Origin of the sequence: Mycobacterium sp. (assembly GCF_032162605.1) — a bacterium.
Taxonomy (GTDB): Bacteria; Actinomycetota; Actinomycetes; order Mycobacteriales; family Mycobacteriaceae; genus Mycobacterium.
The window spans coordinates 1-3,923 of sequence record NZ_JAVROT010000505.1 but is presented as its reverse complement, the minus strand read 5'-3'; the positions used below and the strand labels follow the sequence as shown (position 1 = coordinate 3,923).

Sequence of the window (3,923 nt, the reverse complement as noted above, 5' to 3'; positions counted from 1 at the left end):
TCCTGACCGCCAGGGCCATGGCCTGGTACTGGGATACCTACCTGCCCGAGCAAGACAGGCGCGCCGAGATCACCGCCTCACCGCTGCGTGCCAGCCTCGACGACCTGGCCGGCTTGCCCGAGGCCTTGGTGATCGTCGATGAGAACGACGTCCTGCGCGACGAAGGGGAAGCCTACGCCCGCAGGCTCACCGAGGCGGGTGTGCGCACGGCAAGTGTGCGCTACAACGGCACCATCCACGAGTTCATGCTGCTCAACCCCTTGCGCGGCACCGTCCGCGGCCACCGCCGCCATCGAGCAGGCGATTCACGTGCTCCGCCAGGCATTCGCAATGCCGTCATAAGACGTGCTGAAGAGGATTTGCTCCCTACGCATCCGTCCTACAGCGCTGTCGCAATCATCCGGCCCGCGACCTCGGCGACCGCGGGCTCAGCACCAGTCCCAGTGCCAGGTTCGAGCACCCGCCAGGAGCTTGCTGACCGACTGCCGTGCCATCGAAAACCCCGGCGCACAACTCCCGCAGGCTCTGTCCATTGCGGGCATTCAGGCTGTCAGGCGGCAGGCCGGCTCGGATCGGCAAGCGCCCGAAACACCTCGTCCATCTCCCAACACGCAACCGAGGGCCGCATGTGAACCGGTCCGCCCAACCAGAGCTCGGCAGGCGGTCGAACCCGCGAGGCTCCGTCGCGCGTATCGAAATTGTGCCGCGGTTGACCTGGCGGGTTCTAGTCATCGTCGCAACGTTTGATGGTGTGGCGAGGCTAGCAGTGCAGTGAAAAGTTCTGCAGGGTTTCGGTCTCCGAGGACACGGCGGGGACGGCCGTTGATCTCGTCCTCGACCGCTCGCAGGTGCACGGGTGTGAACCGGTTGAGGTCGGTGCTCTTGGGAAGGTACTGGCGCAACAACCCGTTGCTGTTCTCGTTGCTCCCGCGCTGCTTCGGTGGCCGCTGCGCGATCGCCGTAGGAACAACTCACCGCCGTCGACCGCGGCAGGTCGGGGGCTTTGGCCACCCTGCGGACCAGGAGTCGCTGCGCGACACCGGCATCAGCCAGAATGCGTGCCACCTGACCACCGATGGCTCCGGTGGCGCCGGTGACCGCCAACGGCGGCAGATTCGATTCGGTGGCTACTGGGATCATTGCTGTGACTCCTAAGGTAGTTCAGGCTGCTCGGTCAGTGGACTTCGAGCGGGATGTTAACGAGCAGCGACGTCCCGGTTCCGGTGTGACTGGAGATCGCCATAGTGCCGCCGAGGGCCTCAATGCGGTCTATAAGGCCGGTGAGTCCGGACCCATTGCGGGTGTCGGCCCCTCCGATTCCATCGTCTCGAATCGACAGACGAAGGTTGGCACCCTCGATGTCGACACACACGCTCACTTCGCAGGCTCGTGCGTGTTTGGCCGCATTGGTGAGGGCCTCGGCCACGACGTAGTAGGCAGCCACTTCGGCACACTCCGGCAACCGTCGATCGACACCGACGTCGAGTTCGACGCGGACGGTAGAGCGCCGGGCCAGCGTCTTGAGCGCGGGGCCCAGTCCTCCTTTGGACAGGATCGCCGGGTGGATCCCGCGTGAGATCTCCCGTACGTCCTGCGAGACGCCGGCCAGACCGGTAACGATGTCGGACATCTGCTCCTTGAGCGCCTGCTGTTCGGGCAGCACTGACGCCTCCGCGGTACGAAGGGCCAGCCCGAGTGAGACCAGCCGCTGTTGGGCGCCGTCGTGCAGATCGCGTTCGACGCGGCGCCGGGCCTCATCGGCGGCCGCGACGACCCGCGCCCGAGACGCGGTGAGCTCCGCGCGGGTCTCGGCGTTGGCGATCGCAGTCGCGACCAGGTCGGTGAAGTCGGCGATGCGGGCTTCGGTGTCGGATGGCAAAGGTTCGGCTTGCCTCGACCCGACGAGGGCCGCGCCCCACAGGCGGCCGTCGACGATGATCGGCGCTCCGACGCCGCAGCGGATGCCCAGCTCACGTATGTGCGCGGCGGCGGGGCCGTTGGGGTTGTCGTGGCTGTCCATGCGGGCGGGGCGGCCGGTGCGGAGCACCATCGCCGGGACGTTCTCGCCCTCGAGTGAAAACCGTTTGTCGACCGGCGTTTCCGCCAACCCGGGCTCGTCGAGGCCCGCAAGCAGCACCGACGCGCCATCGGGTTCGTAGCGCACCAGGGCCGAGTGGGGCACATCGAGGACCCGGGCCAACTCCTTTGTCACCGCGGAGAACACCTCCGACGCGGGCCGCCCGCGGGCGACCAGTGTCGCAATCCGCCGCAACGCGGCCTGCTGCCGCGCAATCAGGCCGAACTCGTCACGGCTTACCTCGGCCTCGCGGCGGCGTTGATCCGCCCCAGCGGCGCGTCGGGCCATATCCGCCAGGGTGCTGCCCAATAGCGCGACCACCAGAAAGACGGCGACTGCCACCCAATCCCCAGGGCCGGTGACCGTCACGCTCCCGACCGGCTCGATAACGAAGTAGTCGAAGGCAACGGTGCTGCCCACCGACATCATCGCCGCTAACCCGAACCCCCACCCGGTCGAGACCACCAGGACGCCGATCAGATAGACCACGGCGAAGACGCTCGCGGGGGCCACCTGCTTGAGTAGATGCACCACAACGGTTTCCACCACAATGAGCGACGCGGCGACCCCTAGCCCAATCGTCAGCGGCACCGGCGTCGGGCGCACCAACATCGACGCCAAGCGTTCGTGCATCGGTACCGGCCCTATGTGCGCGCCGGAGTTGCCGCGAGGGGGACGCGCCGATCAGACACGTTGGGCGCCCGCCGCGCGCAGATCGGCGATGGTGGGGAAACCATCGATCGCCATGAGTAGGTCCAGTTCGGCAAGCACGGCGCGTAGCTGGGACACGACGCCGTCGCTGCCGCCGACGGCCAGCGCGTAGGCATACGGGCGGCCGACGCCGACCGCGGTGGCTCCCAGCGCAAGGGCTTTGGCGACGTCGGCGCCGCTGCGCACACCGGAGTCGAACAACACCGGCATCCCCTCGGCGGCCGCCACGACGTGGGGCAGCGCGTCGAGAGCGGGCAGCCCGCCGTTGGCCTGGCGGCCGCCGTGGTTGGAGCAGTAGATGCCGTCGACACCGTAATCCTTGGCCCGGCGCACATCTTCGGGGTGCTGGATGCCCTTGAGCAGAATGGGCAGCGTCGTCAGCGAGCGCAGCCAGCTCAGATCATCCCAGTGCAGCGAGTTGCCCCAGATCTTGATCCATTCCAGGGCCGCAGCCTTGAGGTCCTCGGCAGGCGGCTTGGCCAGTCGGTTGAGGAACGCCTCGTCGGTGAAGTAGTTCGCCAGCACGTAGCTGCGCAGTTGGGGGAAGTTGCCCGCGTTCAGATCACGCGGTCGCCATCCGGTGGTCCAGGTGTCCAGCGTGACCACAATGCCGCGGTAGCCCGCCTGCTCGGCGCGGTGCACGAAGCTGGCGGCCAGGTCTTTGTCGGTCGGCGTGTAGAGCTGGAACAGTCCCGGGGTATCGCCGGCGTGCGGCACCACGTCTTCCATGCGGTCCTGGGTCAGTGTTGAGGCCACCATCGGGATGCCGGTCTGCGCGGAGGCCTTGGCCACCGCGATGTCGCCGTGGAAATCCTGTGAGCACAGCCCGATGACCCCGATCGGGCACATGAACAACGGGGTCGGCAGCCGCATGTCGAACAGTGACACTGACAGGTCGCGCTCGGTGGCGCCGTTGAGCATGCGGGGCACGATCCCATAGCGGGAAAACGCATCCACGTTGCCGCGCTGCGTGCCCTCGTCACCAGCGCCACCGGCGACGTAGGAGAGCACCCACGGGGGCAGCACCTCGGTCGCCGCGCGCTCCAGCGCGGCGAAATCGACCGGATACTTCGGCATCCGGCCCTCCAGGCCGTCGAAGTAGATGTCGAACTGGTAATCGCCGTACTGCGATATG

The 3,923-nt window shown here is 67.3% G+C and carries 3 protein-coding genes and 1 pseudogene; 1 reads left to right on the top strand and 3 read right to left on the bottom strand.

Annotation, left to right across the window (positions count from 1 at the left end; all coding sequences use genetic code 11):
• The coding region (locus QOI01_RS27970) for an alpha/beta hydrolase (RefSeq protein ID WP_526386405.1) at positions 1-632 on the top strand (632 nt) is incomplete at its 5' end.
• A gap of 96 nt (positions 633-728) precedes the next feature.
• Here the strand turns inward: QOI01_RS27970 and QOI01_RS27965 are convergent.
• From QOI01_RS27965 to QOI01_RS27955, 3 genes and pseudogenes are all read right to left on the bottom strand, one after another.
• A pseudogene (locus tag QOI01_RS27965) lies at positions 729-941 on the bottom strand (transposase); the annotation flags it as partial.
• 233 nt (positions 942-1,174) lie between these two features.
• Entirely contained in the window at positions 1,175-2,710 is a 1,536-nt protein-coding gene (locus QOI01_RS27960; protein ID WP_526386404.1) for a GAF domain-containing sensor histidine kinase, read from the bottom strand.
• Between the two features lie 51 nt (positions 2,711-2,761).
• Entirely contained in the window at positions 2,762-3,922 is a 1,161-nt protein-coding gene (locus QOI01_RS27955; protein ID WP_526386403.1) for an alpha-hydroxy-acid oxidizing protein, read from the bottom strand.
• Position 3,923: the final 1 nt, after the last annotated feature.

What these genes read in the sequence shown, in the direction of transcription:
- QOI01_RS27960 (WP_526386404.1), bottom strand. Translation starts at nt 2,710, where the DNA reads ATGCACGAACGCTTGGCGTCGATGTTGGTGCGCCCGACGCCGGTGCCG.